Below are 19,949 nucleotides of genomic sequence, written 5' to 3' on the forward strand. Positions count from 1 at the left end.
CAGATGTCTCCCCTTTCCGCCCCATCTGAAGCCGGGAATCGCGGCGGCACCATGGCGGCCGCGACCGGCCGGGGGCGGCGGGTCTACACGGTCATGCGCAGCGGCGGCATCACGGCCTGGTCCCGCCCCTCCTCCACCGCGTGGCAGGCGACCGTGGCGTCGCCGGCGGACAGCGGCTGCGGCACCTCGCGCCGGCAGCGGTCGTTCGCCAGCGGGCAGCGCGGATGGAAGGCGCAGCCCGGCGGCGGGGCGATCGGGCTCGGGATCTCGCCCTCCACCATCTTGCGCGGCCGGCCGGTCATCTCCAGGTCCGGCAGCGCGTCCAGCAGCATGCGGGTGTAGGGGTGGCGGGGCGCCCGGAACAGCGACCGGGCGGGCGCCAGTTCGACCATCCGGCCGAGATAGACCACGCCGATCCGGCTGGCCATGTGCCGAACTACCGCCAGGTTGTGGCTGATGAACAGATAGGTCAGGCCGTACTGGTCCTGCAGGTCGCGCATCAGGTTCAGGATCTGGGCCTGGACCGAGACGTCGAGCGCCGAGGTCGGCTCGTCGCAGACGATGAACTCCGGCTCCGACGCCAGCGCCCGGGCGATGCAGATGCGCTGGCGCTGGCCGCCGGAGAACTCGTGCGGGAACTTGCGGCCGTCGCGCGGGTCCAGCCCGACCCGGCGCAGCAGCTCCGCCACCTTCTCCGCCGTCTCGGCCTGGGACGAGGACAGGCCGAAGGCGCGGATCGGCTCGGCCACGATGCGGTCGACCCGCCAGCGCGGGTTCAGGCTGGCATAGGGGTCCTGGAAGATCATCTGGATGCGCCGGCGCAGCTTGGCCAGCTGCGCCTTCTTCGCCGGGTCCGACAGGTCGACGCCGTCGATCAGCACCGCGCCGTCGCTGGGCTGCAGCAGCCCCACCGCCAGCCGCGCGATGGTCGACTTGCCGGAGCCGGATTCGCCGACCAGCGCCAGTGTCTCGCCCCGGGTGATGGTGAAGCTGACGTCCTGCACGGCTTTGAGGGTCAGCCGCGGCGCCCCGCTCAGCAGCCGCGCCAGCCAGGGCTGGGACAGGTCGAAGCGGCGGCTCAGCCCCACGACCTCGACAACGGTCTTGGCCGTCATGCCCGTCCTCCCTCCACCAGCCAGCAGGCGGCCGCCCCCGGCCCCGCCCCGATCAGCTCCGGCCGGTCCTGCCGGCAGCGGTCGAAGGCCATGCTGCAGCGCGGGTTGAAGGCGCAGCCGGCCGGGATCGCGTCCAGCCGGGGCATCGCGCCCGGGATCTGCTGCAGCCGCTCGGCATCGCCCGCGACCGTCGGGATCGATCCCATCAGCCCGACCGTATAGGGGTGGTGCGGCTGCTTGATCACGGTCCTGACCGGGCCGATCTCGGCGATCCGCCCGGCATACATCACCGCCACCCGGTCGGCGGTCTCGGCGATCACGCCCATGTCGTGGGTGATCAGCATCACCGCCGTGCCGCGCTCCCGGCACAGCCGCTTCAGCACCGCGATCACCTGGGCCTGGACCGAGACGTCGAGCGCCGTGGTCGGCTCGTCGGCGATCACCAGCTCCGGCTCCGCCGCCAGGGCCAGGGCGATGACCACCCGCTGGCGCATGCCGCCGGAGAATTCGTGCGGATAGCTGTCGATCCGCTCCGCCGCCGCCGGGATGCCGACCTCCTCCAGCAGCGCCACCGCGCGCCGCCGCGCCGCGTCGCGGCCGAGCGGCAGATGGGTGGTGATGGTCTCGGTCAGCTGCCGGCCGACGGTGTAGAGCGGGTTCAGGCTGGTCAACGGGTCCTGGAAGATCATGCCGATGCGCCGGCCGCGGATCCGCCGCATCGCCTCGGGCTTCAGATTGTCGATGCGCTCGCCCTTGAGGCGGATCTCGCCGCCGGCGATGCGGCCGGGCGGGTCGATCAGCCCGATCACGGCGGTGCCGGTGATCGACTTGCCGGCACCGGATTCGCCAACCACGCCCAGCACCTCGCCGGGGGCGATGTCGAAGGACACGCCGTCGATCGCGGTCAAGAGGCCGCGCCGGGTGCGGAACTGGACCTTGAGGTCGCGGACGCTGAGGGTCGTCGCCGTTTCAGTGCTTGGCATGGCCCTCACCGCAGCTTCGGGTTCAGGGCGTCGCGCAGCCAGTCGCCCAGGAGGTTGACCGACAGCGCCAACACCGCCAGCGCCACGCCGGGGAAGATCGTGATCCACCACTCGCCGGAGAACAGGAAGCGGTTGCCGATGTTGATCAGCGTGCCCAGCGAGGGCGAGGTCGACGGCACCCCGACGCCCAGGAAGGACAAGGTCGCCTCGGTGATGATCGCCAGCGCCAGGTTGATGGTGGCGATCACCAGCACCGGGCCCATCACGTTCGGCAGCACGTGGCGGAACATGATGGTCCAGTCCGACAGGCCGATCAGCCGGGCCGCCTGGACGTACTCCTTGCACGATTCGACCAGGGTGGAGCCGCGCACGGTGCGAGCGTACTGCACCCAGTAGGACAGGCCGATGGCGACGACGATCACCCCGATCTGCAGGTCGGTGCCGCCGCCCTTGCCGACCAGCGCCAGGGCGATGCCGTTGATCAGCAGCGCGATCAGGATCGCCGGGAAGGTCAGCTGCACGTCGGCGACACGCATGATCACCGCCCCGACCCAGCCGCCGCGATAACCGGCGACGAGGCCGAGGGTGACGCCGATCAGCATCGCCAGCGCGACGCCGGCGAAGCCGACGAACAGCGAGATCCGGGTGCCGTAGAGGATGGCCGAGAACAGGTCGCGGCCCTGGTCGTCGGTGCCGAGCGGGAATTGCGGGTCGCCCTGCGCCTCGAAGGCCGGCGGGATCAGCGAGTTCATCAGGTCGAGGCTGGCCGGGTCGAACGGGTCCTGCGGCGCGATCAAGGGGGCCAGCACCGCCCCCGCGAGCATCAGCAGGGTGACCAGCAGGGCCAGGATGGCGATCGGCGAGCGGCGGAAGCGCCAGGCGAGGTCGCTGTCGAGCAGGCGTCGCATCGGCTCACGCCCCCACGCGGATGCGCGGGTCGACCGCGGCGTACAGGATGTCGACCACCAGGTTGATGGTGACGAAGATGAAGGCGCTGAGCAGCAGGTAGGCGGCCATGATCGGGATGTCGACATTGGCCACCGCCTGGATGAACAGCAGGCCCATGCCCGGCCACTGGAACACCTGCTCGGTGATGATGGCGAAGGCAATGATCGAGCCCAGCTGCAGCCCGGTGATGGTGATGACCGGGATCAGCGTGTTCTTCAGCGCATGGCCGAAATGGATCGCCCGGTCGGTCAGGCCGCGGGCGCGGGCGAAGCGGATGAAGTCGGTGCGCATCACCTCCAGCATCTCGCCGCGCACCAGCCGCATGATCAGCGTCATCTGGAACAGGCCCAGCGTGATCGCCGGCAGGATCAGCGAGCGCATGCCGGACAAGGTGAGGAACCCGGTGCTCCACCAGCCCAGCCGCACCACCTCGCCGCGGCCGAAGGAGGGCAGCCAGCCGAGCTCGACCGAGAACACGAAGATCAGCAGGATGCCGATCAGGAAGGTCGGCAGCGACACCCCGACCAGTGACGCGCCGAGGAACAGGCGCGAGATCCAGCGCTGGGGATAGAGGCCGGTGAACACCCCCATCGGCACGCCGATCAGCAGCGCCAGCAAGGCCGAGGTCAGCGACAGCTCCAGCGTCGCCGGCGCGCGCTCGCCGATCAGGCCCGAGACCGGCTGCTTGAACTGGTAGGAGTTGCCGAAGTCGAACTGCACGGCATGGCCGACATAACGGGCGAACTGCACGATCACGGGGTCGTTCAGCCCCAGGCTCTCGCGCAGCGCCTCGCGCTCCGCCTCGGTGGTCTCCTGCCCGACCATCTGGTTGATCGGGTCGCCGACGAAGCGGAACATGGTGAAGGCCAAGAGGGCCACCACCAGCATCACCAGGATCGCCTGCGCCACGCGCGTCAGGATGAAGGCCAGCATCATACCCCGCTGTCGTTGAGGAAGACGGGGCGGCGGCTCAGCGCCGCCGCCCGGCGGGTCCCTAGTTCTTCTTGATCCAGTCGAAGATCAGCCAGTTGTCCGGCCGCTGGACCACGGTGAACTTCTTCGACACGCCCCAGGACAGCGCCTGCTGGTGCAGCGGCAGGTAGCCGACATCCTGGTTCAGCAGGATGTCGTAGGCCTGGGCGATCAGCTCGTCGCGCTTGGCCTTGTCGCCCTCGACCGAGAAGGCGTCGACCAGGGCGTCGACCTTCGGGTTGCAGTAGCCGCCGTTGTTCGAGATGCCGACGCCCGGCGCCCGGCAGCGCACCAGGTTGTTGAAGACGCTGAGCGAATCGTAGCCGTCCGGGGTCCAGCCCAGCAGGTAGAAGCTGGTGCTGTGGCCGCCCGGCTCGCCGATCTGGGTGAAGTGCTTGGCGCGGGGCTGGGCGTTCAGCGTCACCTTCACACCGATCCGGGCCAGCATCGACACCACGGCCTGGCAGATCGCCTCGTCATTGACGTAGCGGTCGTTCGGGCAGTCGAGCGTGATCCCGAAACCGTCCGGGTAGCCGGCCTCGGCCAGCAGCTTCTTCGCCGCCTCCGGGTCGTAGGGGTGGCGCTTGAAGTCGCCGGCCCGGTCGAACAGGGCGGGCGAGATCATCAGCGCCGTCGGCGTCGCCTGGCCGCGCATGATGCGCTGGGCGATCGCGTCCTCGTTGATCGCCTGGTAGAAGGCCAGGCGCACCCGCTTGTCCTTCAGTGGGTTCTTGCCCTTGACCGTGGAGTACAGGAGCTCGTCGCGGTCCTGGTCGAGGCCCAGGAAGATGGTGCGCAGCTCGGGCGCGGTCAGCAGCGCCGTGTCGGCGTTGCCGGAGACCCGGTCCTGGTCCTGCACCGGCACCGGGTCGACCCAGTCGACTTGGCCGGACAGGAGGGCGGCGACGCGGGTGGCCGAGGACGCGATCGGCGTGAACTCGACCCGGTCGATGTTGCCCTCGGGCTTACCCCACCAGTTCGGGTTGCGCACGAACACCGTCTTCACCCCGATCTCATGGCTCTCGACCATGAAGGGGCCGGTGCCGTTGGCGTGCAGCACGGCGTAGCCGGGGTTCTTGTCGGCGGTGGAGGACGGTGCCACGGCGTTGTTCGCCTCCGACCACTCCTTGTCGAAGATCGGCCAGGAATCCCAGGTGCCGTTCAGCAGCGGATTGGGCTTGGTCAGGATGAAGTCGACCGTGTGGTCGTCGACCTTCACCGCCTTCATGTCCGACGGCACGCGGCCCTTGATGTCCGAGCCCGGGGACCGCAGCCGGTCGAGCGAATACAGCACGTCGTCGGCGGTGAAGGGGTTGCCGTTCTGGAACGTCACGCCTTCGCGCAGATGGATGCGCCATTTCAGCCCGTCGTCGGTCACCTCCCAGCCCGTGGCCAGGGCCGGCACGATCTTCATCTGCTGGTCGCGCTTGGTGAGCCCCTCATAGACGTTGCTCATCGTCGCGGTCGTGAAGGTCTCGTTGTACTGGTACGAGTCGAGCGTGTTCAGGTTGCCCTGGAAGGCGAAGCGGAACACGTTCTCCGCCCGCGCCGAGGCCGAAGCCGCCAGGATCGCGGCCCCGACCAGAAGCCCGGCCGCGGCCCACCGCAGCGGCGCGGGGGCCGCCAGGGCCCGGGATCCCAGGCCTGAAGATCGGTGTCTGCCTCGCTGTCTCACATCCGCCATCGCTGCCTCGCTGGTTCTTGGTTGCAGGACGCCGGGCGGTCGGTGCCCGGCCGGATCCAAAAGGGTCGAAGGCGCGGCCGGTCGCGGCCACGATCTCAAACGCCGGTCGGCGTGACTGGTTACCTCCCCGGCCCGATGATTGCCCGACTTTTGCTCCGGGTCGAGCCGGTTCGGGAATCGATGCCCAATTCCCAGGCAATCGCCGCCCGTCCCCGACGGCAGATCCGGCCCGTCATCCCCGATTTCCCCGTCCGTCCCCTTCCGTCCCGGCAAGCCCCAGCAACTGCCGTGCCAAAGGCGCCGGTCTGCGATGCGGCCGCGCCGGACAGGGCCGCAGCCGGCCGGCTTGCACCGCCTCCGCCTTGGCCCTAGGGTACGCCGCTTCTGTCCTGGAGAATTGCGCCGGTGCGCTATATCAGCACCCGGGGTCACGCCCCCGCCCTTGCCTTCGACGATGTGCTTCTGGCCGGCCTCGCCCGCGACGGCGGGCTGTATCTGCCGGAGACCTGGCCCACCCGCCCGGCCGAGGAGTGGCGCCGCCTGCGCGGCCTGCCCTATGCCGAGTTGGCCACCGAGATCATGCTGCCCTTCGTCGAGGGATCGCTGACGAGGCAGGAGCTGGCGGCGCTGGCGGCCGAGACCTATGCCGGCTTCGGCCACCCGGCGGTGGCGCCCCTGGTCCAGCTCGACCACGACCTGTGGCTGATGGAGCTGTTCCACGGGCCCACGATCGCCTTCAAGGACTACGCCCTGCAGCTGCTGGGCCGGCTGTTCGACCATGTGCTGACCAGGCGCGGCGAGCGGGTGATGATCGTCGGCGCCACCTCGGGCGACACCGGCTCGGCCGCGATCGAGGCCTGCCGCGACCGCGCCGCCATCGACATCGTCATCCTGCATCCCGAGGGCCGCACCTCCGAGGTGCAGCGCCGGCAGATGACGACCGTGCTGTCGCCCAATGTCCGCAACGTCGCGCTGAAGGGCAGCTTCGACGACTGCCAGGACATGGTGAAGGCGATGTTCGCCGACGCCCCGTTCCGCGACGAGATGCGCCTGTCGGCGGTGAACTCGATCAACTGGGCCCGGATCATGGCCCAGATCGTCTACTACGCCGCCGCCGCGCTGGCGCTGGGCGCCCCCGACCGGCCGGTGGCCTTCGCCGTGCCGACCGGCAATTTCGGCAATGTCCTGGCCGCCTATGCGGCCCGGAAGATGGGCCTGCCGATCGCGAAGCTGGTGGTCGGGTCGAACCGAAACGACATCCTCGACCGCTTCTTCAAGTCGGGCGAGATGAAGATGGACGGGGTGGTGCCGACGCTGAGCCCGTCGATGGACATCCAGATCTCCTCCAACTTCGAGCGGCTGCTGTTCGAGCTGTGCGACCGCGACGCCGAGCGGCTCAGCGCGCTGATGGCGGAGTTCCGCGGCACCGGCCGGTTCGGCGTGACCCCGGCGATGCACCGGGCGGCGACCGAGCTGTTCGCCAGCCACCGCCTGGACGACGAGGGCACGCTCAGGGTGATCGCCGAGACCCGCGCCGCGACCGGCCAGACCATCGACCCGCACACCGCCTGCGGCCTGGCCGCCGCCCGCGCCCACCCGGCCGGCCCCGGCATCCCGATGGTGGTGGCCGCCACCGCCCATCCCGCCAAGTTCCCGGACGCGGTCGAGCGCGCCACCGGCTGGCGCCCGCCGCTGCCGCCGCACCTGGCCGACCTGTTCGAGCGCGAGGAGCGGCTGACCGTCCTGCCGAACGAGATCAGCGCGATCGAGGGCTTCGTCCGCCAGGCCCGCACCAATGGAGGGCCGGCCTGATGCCGACCCGCGAGAGCACCCTGTCGAACGGGCTGCGCGTCGTCACCGACCCGATCGACACCGTGGAGAGCGCCTGCGTCGGGCTGTGGGTCGGCGCCGGCACCCGGCACGAGACCGCCGAGGTCAACGGCGTCGCCCATCTGCTGGAGCACATGGCCTTCAAGGGCACGCGCCGGCGCAACGCCCAGGACATCGCCCAGGAGATCGAGGCGGTGGGCGGCCATCTCAACGCCTATACCAGCCGCGAGAACACGGCCTATTACGCACGCATATTGAAAGAGGATGCGCCATTGGCGCTCGATATCCTCGCCGACATCCTGCAGAATTCGGTGTTCGACGAGGCCGAACTGGGGCGCGAGCGCGCCGTGGTGCTGCAGGAGATCGGCCAGGCGATCGACACGCCGGACGACATCATCTTCGACCAGTTCCAGGAAGCGGCCTATCCGGACCAGCCGATCGGCTGGCCGGTCCTGGGCACGGCCGAGATCGTCGGGTCGCTGCCGCGCGAGGCGATTGCCGGCTATATCGGCCGCAACTACGGCGCCGACACCATGGTGCTGGTCGCCTCCGGCAATGTCGACCACGACCGGCTGACCGAGCAGGCCGAGCGGCTGTTCACCGGCCTGCCGGCCAGGGCCGAGGCGCGCACCGCCCCCGCCGCCTATCAGGGCGGCGAGCACCGCGAAGAGCGCGACCTGGAGCAGTTGCACCTCGTGCTGGGCTTCCCGGGCCTCTCCTATTCCGATCCGGACTTCTACGCCGGATCGGTGCTGTCGACGCTGCTGGGCGGCGGCATGTCCTCGCGGCTGTTCCAGGAGATCCGCGAGAAGCGCGGCCTGGTCTATTCGATCTACTCCTTCACCAGCGCCTATCAGGATGGCGGCCTGTTCGGCATCTATGCCGGCACCGGCGAGACCGAGGTGCAGGAGCTGATGCCGGTGCTGTGCGGCGAGATCGGCCGGGTGATCGGCGACGCGGCCGAGGACGAGGTCGCCCGCGCCCGCGCCCAGATCAAGGCCGGGCTGCTGATGAGCCTGGAATCGACCATGGCGCGGGCCGAGCAGCTGGGCCAGCAGATGCTGATCTTCGGCCGTCCGGTGCCGGCGGAAGAGGTGGTGGCGAAGATCGACGCGGTCGACGCCGCCGCGGTGCGCCGGGTGGCCGAGCGGGTGTTCCGCACCGCCCCCACCCTGGCGGCGCTCGGGCCGGTCGGCCGGCTCGAGAGCTACGACGCGATCCGCGCCCGGATCGGCTGACGGCGTTGAGCGGGGCGGCGGTGATCGGCTTCTTCCGAACGGGGCTCGGCACCCTTCCGCCGGTCCGGATCGAGGGCCGGCGGACCTATCTCCGGCCGCCGCGGCTGCGCGACTGGCGGCCCTGGGTGGCGCTGCGCGGCGACAGCCGCAGCTTCCTGACCCCGTGGGAGCCGACCTGGCCGGAGGACGCGCTGAGCCGCGCCGCCTATCTGCGCCGGCTGCGCCGCCAGATCTACGAATGGCGGCAGGACGAAGGCTACGGCTTCCTGATCTTCGAGCGCGACAGCCGGCAGCTGGTCGGCGGCATCGGCTTCTCCAACGTCCGCCGCGGCGTCGCCCAGTCGGCCTCGATCGGCTACTGGATCGGCGAACGATTCGCCCGGCAGGGGCTGATGACCGACGCCACCGCGGCGGCGGTGGCCTTCGGCTTCAACCAGCTCGGCCTGCACCGAATCGAAGCGGCCTGCCTGCCGCACAACGAGGCCAGCCAGAAGCTGCTGCTGCGCCTCGGATTCACCCGCGAGGGCTATGCCCGCGCCTATCTCAAGATCGACGGAGATTGGCGGGATCACTTGCTGTTCGGGCTGGTCGACACCGAGTTCCATCCGGGGCCGTGACCATGCGGCTTGATGCCGTTCTTCTGCGCGCCTAGGTTCAGGCAAAATTATGGCGGAACGCGGCACGTGGCATTGGACTGGGACACCCTCTCGCGCACCCTGCGCCCCGAGAACAGCCCCGGCTTCCTGCTGTGGCAGGTCGCCAATCAGTGGCAGCGGCTGCAGCGGTCGACCCTGGAGCCGCTCGGCCTCACCCACGTCCAGTTCGTGCTGCTGGCCGGCCTCGCCTGGCTGAGCCGCAAGGAGAACGACGTCACCCAGGCCCGGCTCGCCGCCTTCTGCAAGACCGACGCGATGATGACCAGCCAGGTGGTGCGGTCGCTGGAGGCCGGCGGCTTCATCGCCCGGGCGCCGCACCCGACCGACAGCCGGGCCCGGCAGCTCAGGGTCACCGCCAAGGGGGCCGAGGTGCTGAACGCCGCCATGCCGCGGGTGCGCGAGGCCGACGCCCAGTTCTTCGGCGCGCTGCAGGAAAGCCAGGGCTTCGTCGAGCAGCTGCGCCGGCTGTGGGCCAGCGGCGCCAAGCGCGAGCCCTGAGCGCTACGCGAGGAACCAAGCCGGAACCAGGAACACCAGCGGCGCGAACAGCGCGATCCGCATCCGCGGCAGCGCCACGCCGTTGCGCTCGAGCAGCTTCAGCTGGATGTGCAGCGCCAGGAGCAGGGTGCCGGCGAAGACCAGGGCCGCCGTCGACAGGGTCAGAAGCGCCAGCGCCTTCAGCAGCGCCAGGGCTGCGACCATCAGCCCGGCGCAGCCCAGCAGCCACATCGTCGCCTGTTTCGAGATCAGCGCGCGGTTGACCCGCAGCTCGACATGGGCCAACGACACCCACCAGATCGTCTGCATGCAGACGATGGGCAGCAGCCGCGACATCTCGGGCAGATGGGCCCGCCAGCCCGGAAGCAGCTCGGCGCCGAACAGCTCGAAGCCGGCGAGGATCATCGCGGCCCCCGCCATGGTCAGCGCCAGCAGGGCCAGGTAGAACCGGTCGAACCATTCGGCCGAGGCCTCGTACAGCGCCTTGAAGAACGCGGTCACGATCAGCTGGTGGACAAGGAAGATCGCCGCCGAGATGCGGAAGCAGACCGCGTAGACCGACACCGCCTCGACCGTCAGGAAGAACCCGACCAGCACCCGCGAGCTGTTGACGATGGCGAAATAGACCAGCGAGTTCACCATCATGAAGAAGCCCATCCGCCGCGCGTCGGCATGGGCGGCGAAGAAGCGGGGCCGGATGGTGCGCACCAGGCCGGCCAGGGCGAACAGGGTGAGCCCCAGCGAGACGGCGCCGCAGCCGAGGATCACCGCCCATAGCGGCACCTGCCGCAGGGCCGCGAAGGCCAGCGCGCCGACGATCAGGAAGACGTAGAGCGCCAGATTGTCCGCCACCAGGATGCCGAAGCGGCGCCCCATGGCGCGGTAGTAGACGCTGGCGGCGACCTGGGCCCCGGCGCCGGCCATGGCGACGCCGGCGAAGGCGGGCAGAAGCGGGCCCGAGGCGGCCCAGGCGATCGCGGCGGCGCCGAGGCCGATCAGGCCGATCGAGGCGACGACGAAGAACAGCAGGTCGAGGACGCGGTCGTCCTTGCGGATCAGCACCAGCTGCGGGATCGCGCCCGGAATGCCGAGGCTGAGGATCTGCGCCCCGATCACGCCGATGCTGAGCCCCAGCTCGGCCGTGCCGTAGTCCTGGATGCTCATGACCTGGGACAGCAGCAGCGGCCCGAAGAAGGCGGAGCCCTTGCCGAGCGCGAAGGCGAACAGGAACAGCGCCGCCCTGCCGCCGGCCGCCCGGACCCGGGCGAGAGTCGTCGCCAACGCCATGGCCGGGGAGCGGCTCATGACGGCCCCGAGATCACCATCCGGGTCAGGCCCGGAGATAGACGCGGTTGACGTAGGGATCGAGCGTCAGGCCCGGCGGCACCCGGCCGGCATCCACGATCGGGCGCGGCGGGCCGTACAGGATCGGGCCCTGGCAGTAGACCACCTGGAAGATCAGCCGCGGCGTCTGCCGCGCCGGCAGGCCGCGATGGAAGCCGAAGGTGTTCTCCAGGAAGCTGGTGCCGGCGGGCCCTTCGAACTGGACGAAGCGCTCGCGCCCGAAGGCGCCCTCGACCTCGGCGTCGGAGTAGCGCCGGATCGGCATCAGCCGGTCCTCGCGGTGCGAACCGCGGACATAGATGTGCGGCCCGGCCCCGGCGTCGACATCGGTGAGATAGACGAACAGCTTGATGAAGCGCCAGTCGTCGTAGTCGCGGTGGAACAGCTCGGCGTGCTGGGCCTGCCCGTCGCCGGCGATCGACCACCAGGCGGCCATGTAGCTGATCGTCGGCTTGCAGCCGAGGGCCGCCTGCACCGCCTCCAGCACCGCCGGGTCGTTGGCGATGGCCAGCGCATGCGGCGCGTTCACCACCACCTCCGGCCGGAAATGCGCGACATGGGTGCCCGGCGGCGCCTGGTCCGGCGCCTGGAAGGTGCCGTGCTCGGGCTTGTAGGGGTTGAAGGACGGGTGCCCGGCGAAGTGACGGCGCATCTCCTCGACCCGATCCGGCGTCATCAGCCAGGGCGTCATGGCGAAGCCGTCGCCGGTCAGGGCCGCGGCGGCCCCCTGGCCCTCCGCCGACCCGGCGACCGGACCGCGCCCGATCCGGCCGGCGATCCGATCGGCCACCCAGTCCCGCCACGCGACGCGCTGGAACCGGCGCTGCACCAGGAACCGGGTCATCCGGCCGGCCTTGGCCGCGTGTTCGGAAAGGGCTGCCATCAAAATCTCCCCGCGCCGAGCGCCGTCACGCCGTCGACGGCGGCCCGGGACGGAACGCCCGCCCCGGGCCGCCAGCGGTCAAATTCCGCTGCGAGTCCTATACCGGCGGTCTCGGCGCGCACCAAGAATGATTTTCATCTCGGTGCGGACCGCCGGCAGCGGTCACTCGGCGGCGCGGTAGATCTCCCCGCCGCCATCGCGGAACCGCGCCGCCATCTCCTCCATCCCCGCCTCGGCCGAGGCACGGATCTCCTGTGTGATCTTCATCGAGCAGAATTTCGGCCCGCACATCGAGCAGAAATGCGCCGTCTTTGCACCTTCCGCCGGCAGCGTCTCGTCGTGGTAGGCGAGCGCCGTGTCCGGGTCGAGCGACAGGTGGAACTGGTCGCGCCAGCGGAACTCGAACCGGGCGCGGGACAGGGCGTCGTCGCGCAGCTGCGCCGCCGGATGGCCCTTGGCCAGGTCGGCGGCATGGGCCGCGATCTTGTAGGTGACGACGCCGGTCTTCACGTCGTCGCGGTCCGGCAGGCCGAGATGCTCCTTCGGCGTGACGTAGCAGAGCATGGCGGTGCCGAACCAGCCGATCATCGCGGCGCCGATGCCCGAGGTGATGTGGTCGTAGCCCGGCGCGATGTCGGTGGTGAGGGGCCCGAGCGTGTAGAACGGCGCCTCGCCGCAGGCTGCCAGCTGCTTGTCCATGTTCGCCTTGATCTTGTGCATCGGCACGTGGCCGGGGCCTTCGATCATGACCTGGACGTCGTGCTCCCACGCCACCTTGGTCAGCTCGCCCAGCGTCTCCAGCTCGGCGAACTGGGCGGCGTCGTTGGCGTCGGCGATCGAGCCGGGGCGGAGCCCGTCGCCCAGCGAGAAGGCCACGTCATAGGCCCGCATGATCGCGCAGATCTCGCGGAAATGGGTGTAGAGGAAGCTCTCGCGGTGATGCGCCAGGCACCACTTCGCCATGATCGAGCCGCCGCGGCTGACGATGCCGGTCACCCGCTTCGCCGTCAGCGGGATATAGGGCAGCCGCACGCCGGCATGGATGGTGAAGTAGTCCACCCCCTGCTCCGCCTGCTCGATCAGCGTGTCGCGGAAGATCTCCCAGGTCAGGTCCTCGGCCACGCCGCCGACCTTCTCCAGCGCCTGGTAGATCGGCACCGTGCCGATCGGCACGGGGGAATTGCGCAGGATCCATTCGCGGGTTGTGTGAATGTTGCGGCCGGTCGACAGGTCCATCACCGTGTCGGCGCCCCAGCGGATCGCCCACACCATCTTCTCCACCTCCTCCGCGATCGAGGAGGTGACGGCCGAGTTGCCGATATTGGCGTTGATCTTCACCAGGAAGTTGCGGCCGATCGCCATCGGCTCGGATTCCGGATGGTTGATGTTGGACGGGATGATCGCCCGGCCCCGTGCCACCTCGTCGCGCACGAATTCCGGCGTGACATAGTCCGGGATCGCGGCGCCGAAGCTCTCACCGTCGCGGGCCGCCTGCTCCCTAGCCCGCTCGCGGCCGAGATTCTCGCGGATCGCGACATACTCCATCTCCGGCGTCACGATGCCGGCGCGGGCATAGGCCATCTGCGTCACCGCGGTGCCGCCGCGGGCCCGCAGGGGGCGCCGGTCGCCGCGCGGGAACTCGAACAGGTTCGCCGCCTCGCCGGGGCGGCGGCCGTCATCCTCCGGCCGCACGGTGCGGCCGTCATAGGCCTCGACATCGCCGCGGGCGGCGATCCAGCCAGCCCGCAGCGCGGGCAGGCCGGTGCCGATGTCGATCAGCGCCGCCGGGTCGGTGTAGGGGCCGGAGGCGTCGTAGACGCGCAGCGGCGGCTCGCCGGATTCGGGCGACAGCACGATCTCGCGCATGGCGACGCGCAGGTCGGGGTGGCGCTCACCGGGAACATGGACCTTGCGCGACGCCGGCAGCGGGCCGGTGGTGACGGTTGTGGGGATGGCGTCCTTGGGCATCCACGGCCTCCTCGATCGGACGGATTGAGGGCGTGCCAAGGACGGAAAGCTGGAAAGAGAGCGGCTGAGCGCGCATGTGGTTCCATTCCCTACGCCGGCACGACCCGGATCAGGTTCGAAGGGTTCCCACGTCGCGAATGGTGTGGTGTCTCAGCTCCCTACCGGAGCTCCCCTCGGAACGCCCCGATCAGAGCGCGCCCGGGGAGGGGATGTCAAGCCGGGCCGTGTGCCGGGGCGGTCCATTGGCCACGTCCGGCCCTCATGCCATGATCGGCCCGGACAAAGCTGGGGTTCAGGTGGGGATGTCTTTGCGGGGTGGCCTTGCAGTCGCGATCCTTGCCGTACTGGCCGTGTCGCCGGCCCGGGCCGGCCCCTCCTACCAAAGCCCGGAGGTGGGCTGCCCGCCGCAGGACGACGGGGCCAAGGTCCGGCGGTTCGACTCGCTGGAGGCCATGCCCGAGCCGATCTGGCGCAGCATCGCGGCGGCGCTCGAACCCGGGGAGCCAGCAGATCGCCTGCGTGCGGAGCTGCCGGACATCATCGCGCCGCGGGACGCCAAATGGCAGCTCACCGATTCCGTCGAACCCGGAAAGCCGCTGGCTTGGCGCCGCTTCATCCGCGGCTTTTCCGTAGAGACCCGGTCCCACCCGAGCCTGCCTCCGCGAAAGGTCTGGTACGTCTGGCTCGAGCATGGCGGCATGGCCTACACGCGTTCGGTCTCGATCTTCAAGGAAGGCCGGACCATCAAACCCGTCGCTCTCTTCCGAGGACATGAAGATACGCTGTGCTCTCTTCAAGCCTCGTTCCAGGCCCTCCCGTTTGACGTCTACAAGCTCTGACGCTCCGAGCTGGCCGCAACGGCCCGGCATCGACGGCAAAGACAGGGAAAGCCGTCTCGTCTCGATCTTGACCAGAATCCTAAAAATACCTACATTCCAACAAATTGGGGTGATTTCCTGATTTATTGGGCGAGGAGGCAGATGCTGCGACATGCCTGGGTGCTGTCGATCGCGCTGGCCCTGACCGCCTGTGGCGGGGGGCGCGAGATCGTGCGCAACCCGACCGGCAGCGGAGTCGCCCGCTACGTCACCGCCAACGCGCCGGAGGAATGCGTGCCCTATGCCCGCGCCGTCTCCGGCATCCAGATCCGGGGCGACGCCTGGACCTGGTGGGACCAGGCCGACGGCGTCTACGGCAAGGGCAGCGAACCGCGCTCCGGCGCCGTGCTGGTGCTGGGACGGTCGGACCGGCTGAGCTCCGGCCACATCTCGGTGGTGGTGGCGGTGCGCAATTCGCGCGAGATCACCGTGTCGCACACCAACTGGGGCAATGACGGCCCGACCCGGCGCCGGATCTACCGCGAGCAATCGGTGATCGACGTCTCCAGCGACAACGACTGGACCGCGGTCCGGTTCTGGAACCCCGACACCGGCGCCTATGGCGGCATCTACGAGGCGGACGGCTTCGTCTATCCCACGAATGCCTGAGGCCGATCGCGAGCCTCTCGACGACCGCAAGGCGCTTCGGCTATAAGCCCGCGCGCGACTGCGGCACGGCCGCGGCGCTTCGGACGTTTCATCCCATGACCCTGCCCCTTCCCATCCCGGATCCACGGGCCCGCCGGCGCCTGGAGATCGGCCTTGCCCTGCTCGCCGACGGCCAGCCGGCCGAGGCCGCCGACGCCATCCGCGCCGCGGTCGAGATCGACCCCGGCGACGTCGAGATCCATTACGCGCTAGGCCAGGCGCTGGAGGCGGCGGGCGGCGACGCGGCCGCGGCCTATCGCGCGGCGCTGGAGCTGGATCCGGACGACCGGATGGGCGCCGCCGTCCGGCTGGCGCTGATCGGCGCCGCCCCGGTGCCGGCACAGCTGCCGGAGGCGCATGTCCGCACCCTGTTCGACCAGTACGCCCCGCGCTTCGACACGGCGCTGGTCCAGGCCCTGCGCTACCGCGGACCGGAGCTGCTGCGCCAGGCTGTCGACCGGGCCGTGCCGGAGGGCAGCCTCGACATCCTCGACCTCGGCTGCGGCACCGGCCTGGCCGGCATCGCCTTCGCCGACCGCCGCCGCCGGCTGGACGGCATCGACCTGTCGCCCGGCATGATCCTGCAGGCGATGGCGCGCCGGCTGTATGACCGGCTGGAGCCGGGCGAGATCGTCGCCACCCTGGCGGAGTGGCCGGGGCGGTACGACCTGGCGCTCGCGGCCGATGTCGCGGTCTATATCGGCGATCTCGCGCCGCTGCTCGCCGCCACCCGGCGGGTGCTGCGGTCGGGCGGCCTGTTCGCCCTGACACTGGAGGCGCAGGAGGACGGCGAGGGCTGGCGCCTGGGCGACCATCATCGTTACCAGCATTCCGCCGCCTATCTGCGGACCGCCGCGGCGCAGGCCGGCTTCGCCACGGCCGAGATCGAGTCCGCCTGGACCCGCACCGAGAACAAGGTGCCGCTGCCCGGCTGGGTCGCGGTGCTGCGGGCGGCATGAACTATCGCCACGCCTTCCACGCCGGCAACCAGGCCGACGTCCTGAAGCATGTGGTGCTGGTGGCGCTGCTGGAGGCACTGCGCGGCAAGGCCAAGCCCTTTTCCGCGCTGGACCTGCATGCCGGCGTCGGCCGCTACGCCCTGGCCGCCGAGGCGTCGAAGACCGGCGAATATGTCGACGGCATCGCCCGGATCGAGCGCGAGACCGCGGCCCCGGCCGCGGTCGCCCGCTATCTCGATCTGGTCCGCGCGTTCAATCCCTCCGGCCGGCTGGAGATCTATCCCGGATCGCCACGGCTGATCCGGGCGCTGATGCGGCCGGAGGACCGGCTGACCCTGGTCGAGCTGCATCCCGAGGACAATGCCAGGCTGCGCGCCGAATTCGCCGGTGATGGCCAGGTCGCGATCCACCACCGCGATTCCTGGGAGGCACTGCGCGGCCTGCTGCCGCCGCAGCCCCGGCGCGGCCTGCTGCTGCTGGACCCGTCCTTCGAGCAGCCGGACGAGCTGGCGCGGCTGGCCCGCGGCATCGCCACCGCCCATCGCCGCTGGCCGGAGGGCGTGATCGCCGCCTGGTACCCGATCAAGGACCGGCCGCCGGTCGACGCCATGCTGGCGGCCCTGCCGCCCCTGCCCCGCGCCTGGGCGGCCGAGCTGACCGTGTTCGACACGCTGTTCCCGGCCCGGCTCAACGGATCCGGCCTCGTTCTGGTCAACCTGCCCTGGGGTGTCGAGGAGACGCTGCGCGAGGCCCTCGCCTGGCTGCAGCCCCGCCTGGCCCGCCAGGGCGGCGGCTGGCGGCTGGAACCGCTGCCGGGGTGAGCGGAATCCGGCTCGCCGACGGGGCGCCGCCACGTTAGGCTTCCTCCATTGCGAGAGGGAGAATTTCACGATGCGATTGTTCGGGCTGGGCGTCCTTCTGGCGGCCCTTTCGGCCTGCACTGCGCAGGCGCCTAGATTGGTCGTGCCGACGGTGGCGGCGACCCCGGCGGCAATCCATGCCGCTGTGCCCTTCCAGGCGGTGGCTCCGGCCGGCTATTGCCTGTCGGACGAATCCGACACCTTCGGGGCCCAGACGATGCGCGCCGTCGCCAAAAACCTGGAGCCCGAGGACACCCTGCTGGGTGTGTTCCGCCCCTGTGGCGAACCATCGTCGCCGACCGCCAGCGCTGTGGTCGATCGTTTGGTGCTCGTCGCCTCAGCCCTGCCGCCGGCATCGACCGATGAGGCGGCGATCATGGACCGGCAAATGTTCCTGACAATGATGGCCAACCCAAAGGTGTCCGCGCTGATAGGCGAACGAGCGCTGGACCGGACCTCGAATCCATCGTCGCGGGAGTTCCGCATGGCCCCAGGAGGGTTCCAGTATCTCGGCGCGGATGATTTCGGCGTCTACAATGGCTTCGCACTCGCGCCGATCGAGGCTGCAGGCCCGCTCCGCCGCTCGCAGGCCGTGCTCGGCATGAGCATGACCGGCGATCATTCCTTAGTGGCAGTCGGCGTCAGCGTCGGCCTGGGGGCGGAGCCCCATGGCCGGAAGGTGCTGCAGCAGGCGGTATCCGAACTCCTGCGCGGCACCATCATCGCGGCGGAACGGCCGGCCCGGGCGAGGCCGGCCTCACCGGAGCGGCCTGCCTCGGGAATGCCGGCGCCTGCGTCTCGCACCGCACCGGCCGGGACAGACCTGACGACCTGAGGCGCTCCGCCGCGAACTTGCTCCATGCCGATTCCGCCATGGAGATGCGTCCCTTCGCGGATAGGAATCCCCTGTCGACAGGTTCACAGTCCTGTGGATCGCAATCCGGAGACGGACCATGTCGACAGCAGACCGTTCGCGCGAGCGCGGCGCCGCAGCGTCTTCCGGCGACGAGGGCTCCGTCGTCGGCAAGACCTTCCTGATCGCGCTGTCAGCCGCGATGGGTGGCTTCCTGTTCGGCTTCGACACCTCGGTGATCAACGGCGCCGTTGCCGCGATCCGCGACTGGTCCGGGGCCGGCGACGTGCTGCTCGGCTTCTCGGTGGCCAGCGCCCTGCTCGGCTCGGCCGTCGGCGCCTGGTTCGCCGGACCGGTCGCGGACCGGCACGGCCGGATCGCCGTGATGCAGCTCGCCGCGCTTATCTTCCTCGTCGGCTCCGTCGGGTCCGGGCTGGCCTGGGACATCTGGGCGCTGACGGCGCTGCGCTTCCTCGGCGGCATCGCCGTGGGGGCAGCCAGCGTCATCGCCCCGGCCTATATCGCCGAGGTCTCGCCGGCCCATATCCGCGGGCGGCTCGGCTCGCTGCAGCAGCTGGCGATCGTGGTCGGCATCTTCGTCGCCCTCTTGTGCGACTATACGCTGGCGGCGGCGGCCGGCGGCGCCAGCAACACGCTGTGGCTCGGGCTCGAAGCCTGGCGCTGGATGTTCATCTCGATGGCGGTGCCGTCGGTGATGTACGGGGTGCTGGCCGGCATCATCCCGGAATCGCCGCGCTTCCTGGTCAGCAAGAAGCGCGTCGCCGAGGCGGCGGAGGTGCTGCGGCGCTTCGTCGGCAATCGGCCGCCACCGCGGGTGAAGATCGCCGAGATCGAGAGCAGCATCGACCTGGAGAAGCGGCAGTCGCTGCGCGACCTGCGCGGCCCCCGCCTGGGCCTGCTGCCGATCGTTTGGACCGGCATCCTGCTGTCGGTGTTCCAGCAGTTCGTCGGCATCAACGTGATCTTCTACTACTCCTCGGTGCTGTGGCAGGCGGTCGGCTTCACCGAGGCGGATTCCCTGATCATCACCGTCGCCACCTCGGTCACCAACATCCTGACCACGCTGGTGGCCATCGCCCTGATCGACCGCGTCGGGCGCAAGCCCCTGCTGCTCGTCGGCTCCGCCGGCATGACCCTGGCGCTGGGGACCATGGCCTATCTCTTCGGCACAGCCCCGACCGAGATGGTCAACGGCGCCGTGACGCCGGTGCTGGACGGGCCGGCGGGAGTCGTCGCCGTCGCCGCCGCCAATCTCTATGTCGTGTTCTTCGGGGTCAGCTGGGGGCCTGTCGTCTGGGTGCTGCTGGGCGAGATGTTCAGCAACCGCATCCGGGCCTATGCCCTGGCGGTGGCCGCGGCGGCGCAATGGGCCGCCAACTTCGTCGTCTCGGAGACCTTCCCGTCCCTCGCCTCCGCCGGCCTCGGGCTGGCCTACGGCCTCTATGCGGCCATGGCCCTGCTGTCGTTCCTCTTCGTCAGCCGCGCGGTCCGCGAGACCCGCGGGCGCGAGCTGGAGGAGATGGGGTGATCCGGTCCCACGACGACACGTGACGGCCGGAATCGCTGGCCAAGTTTCGGAGCGCTGCCGGTGGGTTTGCGTCCGGGAGGGAT

General features: G+C 70.1%; 18 protein-coding genes and 1 riboswitch. Of the genes, 10 read left to right on the top strand and 8 right to left on the bottom strand.

Annotated features, from left to right (window positions below; all coding sequences use genetic code 11):
- Positions 1-83: 83 nt before the first annotated feature.
- From LG391_RS07585 to LG391_RS07605, 5 genes are all read right to left on the bottom strand, one after another.
- The gene (locus LG391_RS07585; protein WP_225767366.1) at positions 84-1,115 is read right to left on the bottom strand and encodes an ABC transporter ATP-binding protein; all 1,032 of its coding nucleotides are present in this window, start codon (positions 1,113-1,115) and stop codon (positions 84-86) included.
- Complete coding sequence (locus LG391_RS07590; protein ID WP_225767367.1) at positions 1,112-2,098, bottom strand: ABC transporter ATP-binding protein; 987 nt, start codon at positions 2,096-2,098, stop codon at positions 1,112-1,114. Before LG391_RS07590 ends, LG391_RS07585 begins: the two co-directional genes overlap by 4 nt.
- Before the next feature lie 5 nt (positions 2,099-2,103).
- Positions 2,104-3,006, bottom strand: a complete 903-nt coding sequence (locus LG391_RS07595; protein WP_225767368.1) for an ABC transporter permease — start codon at positions 3,004-3,006, stop codon at positions 2,104-2,106.
- Between the two features lie 4 nt (positions 3,007-3,010).
- Entirely contained in the window at positions 3,011-3,979 is a 969-nt protein-coding gene (locus tag LG391_RS07600; RefSeq protein ID WP_304608422.1) for an ABC transporter permease, read from the bottom strand.
- Between the two features lie 61 nt (positions 3,980-4,040).
- Complete coding sequence (locus tag LG391_RS07605; RefSeq protein ID WP_225767370.1) at positions 4,041-5,702, bottom strand: ABC transporter substrate-binding protein; 1,662 nt, start codon at positions 5,700-5,702, stop codon at positions 4,041-4,043.
- Positions 5,703-6,107: 405 nt separating this feature from the next.
- On the opposite strand from LG391_RS07605, the gene thrC reads away from it, so the two are divergent.
- The 4 genes from thrC (at position 6,108) to LG391_RS07625 (ending at position 9,924) form a co-directional block, all read left to right on the top strand.
- Positions 6,108-7,514: a threonine synthase gene (gene thrC, locus LG391_RS07610; protein WP_225767371.1), complete on the top strand. Its 1,407-nt coding sequence runs from the start codon at positions 6,108-6,110 to the stop codon at positions 7,512-7,514.
- Positions 7,514-8,770 carry a pitrilysin family protein gene (locus LG391_RS07615; RefSeq protein ID WP_225767372.1) on the top strand — a complete coding sequence of 419 codons (1,257 nt, stop codon included), beginning with the start codon at positions 7,514-7,516 and terminating at the stop codon, positions 8,768-8,770. The genes thrC and LG391_RS07615 overlap by 1 nt, the downstream gene beginning before the upstream one ends.
- 5 nt (positions 8,771-8,775) lie before the next feature.
- Complete coding sequence (locus tag LG391_RS07620) at positions 8,776-9,387, top strand: GNAT family N-acetyltransferase (RefSeq protein WP_225767373.1); 612 nt, start codon at positions 8,776-8,778, stop codon at positions 9,385-9,387.
- 66 nt (positions 9,388-9,453) lie between these two features.
- Positions 9,454-9,924 (top strand): MarR family winged helix-turn-helix transcriptional regulator, encoded by a 471-nt coding sequence (locus LG391_RS07625; protein WP_081991322.1) that lies wholly within the window; start codon positions 9,454-9,456, stop codon positions 9,922-9,924.
- 3 nt (positions 9,925-9,927) lie between these two features.
- Here LG391_RS07625 and LG391_RS07630 read toward each other — a convergent pair whose 3' ends face one another.
- The 3 genes from LG391_RS07630 to thiC all read right to left on the bottom strand — a co-directional run bounded on the left by LG391_RS07630 (position 9,928) and on the right by thiC (position 14,119).
- A complete protein-coding gene (locus tag LG391_RS07630) occupies positions 9,928-11,229 on the bottom strand; it encodes a hypothetical protein (RefSeq protein ID WP_225767374.1) in 1,302 nt (433 codons plus the stop codon).
- Between the two features lie 25 nt (positions 11,230-11,254).
- Entirely contained in the window at positions 11,255-12,151 is an 897-nt protein-coding gene (locus LG391_RS07635) for a phytanoyl-CoA dioxygenase family protein (RefSeq protein ID WP_225767375.1), read from the bottom strand.
- A gap of 162 nt (positions 12,152-12,313) precedes the next feature.
- Positions 12,314-14,119 carry a phosphomethylpyrimidine synthase ThiC gene (gene thiC, locus LG391_RS07640; protein ID WP_225767376.1) on the bottom strand — a complete coding sequence of 602 codons (1,806 nt, stop codon included), beginning with the start codon at positions 14,117-14,119 and terminating at the stop codon, positions 12,314-12,316.
- A gap of 68 nt (positions 14,120-14,187) precedes the next feature.
- Positions 14,188-14,303: riboswitch (TPP riboswitch) on the bottom strand.
- 82 nt (positions 14,304-14,385) lie between these two features.
- On the opposite strand from thiC, the gene LG391_RS07645 reads away from it, so the two are divergent.
- The 6 genes from LG391_RS07645 (at position 14,386) to LG391_RS07670 (ending at position 19,866) form a co-directional block, all read left to right on the top strand.
- Positions 14,386-14,958 carry a hypothetical protein gene (locus tag LG391_RS07645; protein ID WP_225767377.1) on the top strand — a complete coding sequence of 191 codons (573 nt, stop codon included), beginning with the start codon at positions 14,386-14,388 and terminating at the stop codon, positions 14,956-14,958.
- A 141-nt stretch (positions 14,959-15,099) separates the two neighbouring features.
- Positions 15,100-15,606 carry a CHAP domain-containing protein gene (locus LG391_RS07650; RefSeq protein WP_225767378.1) on the top strand — a complete coding sequence of 169 codons (507 nt, stop codon included), beginning with the start codon at positions 15,100-15,102 and terminating at the stop codon, positions 15,604-15,606.
- Between the two features lie 95 nt (positions 15,607-15,701).
- Complete coding sequence (locus tag LG391_RS07655; protein WP_225767379.1) at positions 15,702-16,604, top strand: class I SAM-dependent methyltransferase; 903 nt, start codon at positions 15,702-15,704, stop codon at positions 16,602-16,604.
- Positions 16,601-17,425: a 23S rRNA (adenine(2030)-N(6))-methyltransferase RlmJ gene (locus LG391_RS07660; RefSeq protein WP_225767380.1), complete on the top strand. Its 825-nt coding sequence runs from the start codon at positions 16,601-16,603 to the stop codon at positions 17,423-17,425. Before LG391_RS07655 ends, LG391_RS07660 begins: the two co-directional genes overlap by 4 nt.
- A gap of 70 nt (positions 17,426-17,495) precedes the next feature.
- Positions 17,496-18,299, top strand: a complete 804-nt coding sequence (locus LG391_RS07665; RefSeq protein ID WP_225767381.1) for a hypothetical protein — start codon at positions 17,496-17,498, stop codon at positions 18,297-18,299.
- A gap of 118 nt (positions 18,300-18,417) precedes the next feature.
- Complete coding sequence (locus LG391_RS07670) at positions 18,418-19,866, top strand: sugar porter family MFS transporter (protein ID WP_225767382.1); 1,449 nt, start codon at positions 18,418-18,420, stop codon at positions 19,864-19,866.
- Positions 19,867-19,949: the final 83 nt, after the last annotated feature.

It is taken from the genome of Inquilinus sp. Marseille-Q2685, assembly GCF_916619195.1.
GTDB lineage: Bacteria > Pseudomonadota > Alphaproteobacteria > DSM-16000 > Inquilinaceae > Inquilinus.

Excerpts from the sequence above, each read along its gene's own strand:
- LG391_RS07585 (WP_225767366.1), bottom strand. The coding sequence starts at position 1,115 with ATGACGGCCAAGACCGTTGTCGAGGTCGTGGGGCTGAGCCGCCGCTTC.
- LG391_RS07590 (WP_225767367.1), bottom strand. The coding sequence starts at position 2,098 with ATGCCAAGCACTGAAACGGCGACGACCCTCAGCGTCCGCGACCTCAAG.
- LG391_RS07595 (WP_225767368.1), bottom strand. The coding sequence starts at position 3,006 with ATGCGACGCCTGCTCGACAGCGACCTCGCCTGGCGCTTCCGCCGCTCG.
- LG391_RS07600 (WP_304608422.1), bottom strand. The coding sequence starts at position 3,979 with ATGCTGGCCTTCATCCTGACGCGCGTGGCGCAGGCGATCCTGGTGATG.
- LG391_RS07605 (WP_225767370.1), bottom strand. The coding sequence starts at position 5,702 with ATGGCGGATGTGAGACAGCGAGGCAGACACCGATCTTCAGGCCTGGGA.
- LG391_RS07615 (WP_225767372.1), top strand. The coding sequence starts at position 7,514 with ATGCCGACCCGCGAGAGCACCCTGTCGAACGGGCTGCGCGTCGTCACC.
- LG391_RS07630 (WP_225767374.1), bottom strand. The coding sequence starts at position 11,229 with ATGAGCCGCTCCCCGGCCATGGCGTTGGCGACGACTCTCGCCCGGGTC.
- LG391_RS07635 (WP_225767375.1), bottom strand. The coding sequence starts at position 12,151 with ATGGCAGCCCTTTCCGAACACGCGGCCAAGGCCGGCCGGATGACCCGG.
- thiC (WP_225767376.1), bottom strand. The coding sequence starts at position 14,119 with ATGCCCAAGGACGCCATCCCCACAACCGTCACCACCGGCCCGCTGCCG.
- LG391_RS07645 (WP_225767377.1), top strand. The coding sequence starts at position 14,386 with ATGATCGGCCCGGACAAAGCTGGGGTTCAGGTGGGGATGTCTTTGCGG.
- LG391_RS07650 (WP_225767378.1), top strand. The coding sequence starts at position 15,100 with ATGCTGCGACATGCCTGGGTGCTGTCGATCGCGCTGGCCCTGACCGCC.
- LG391_RS07655 (WP_225767379.1), top strand. The coding sequence starts at position 15,702 with ATGACCCTGCCCCTTCCCATCCCGGATCCACGGGCCCGCCGGCGCCTG.
- LG391_RS07660 (WP_225767380.1), top strand. The coding sequence starts at position 16,601 with ATGAACTATCGCCACGCCTTCCACGCCGGCAACCAGGCCGACGTCCTG.
- LG391_RS07665 (WP_225767381.1), top strand. The coding sequence starts at position 17,496 with ATGCGATTGTTCGGGCTGGGCGTCCTTCTGGCGGCCCTTTCGGCCTGC.
- LG391_RS07670 (WP_225767382.1), top strand. The coding sequence starts at position 18,418 with ATGTCGACAGCAGACCGTTCGCGCGAGCGCGGCGCCGCAGCGTCTTCC.